Consider the following 271-nt stretch of genomic DNA (forward strand, 5'->3'; position numbering starts at 1 on the left):
CCTTGATGTTCTGTCGTGAATTTACAAAATCAGCAAGATCGTCATGGTCTACCTTCCATCTTTTACCGAGCTTACTCGCCCTCAGCTGCTTGGTCTGTATCCAGTACCTTACCGTACGAATACTAACACCGAGTAACCTTGCTACGTCTTCAATATCATAGAAAAGAGCCATAACTTTTCCTTCTTCAACTATCTTCTTTAGAAGCTCATCATCAACCTTTTTCATACCATCACCGCCTCATCATAGAGATTATTATCAAGTATGTACTTT

Annotated in this window: 1 protein-coding gene; it reads right to left on the minus strand. The window is 39.9% G+C overall.

What is annotated here, in order from left to right:
• Positions 1–226, minus strand: a 226-nt coding sequence (locus FQ668_RS27530) for a helix-turn-helix domain-containing protein (protein ID WP_144180783.1), incomplete at its 3' end; no start/stop codon positions are given.
• Positions 227–271 lie beyond the last annotated feature (45 nt).

Origin of the sequence: Pseudomonas sp. Kh14, from assembly GCF_900291005.1 — a bacterium.
Lineage (GTDB): Bacteria > Pseudomonadota > Gammaproteobacteria > Pseudomonadales > Pseudomonadaceae > Aquipseudomonas > Aquipseudomonas alloputida.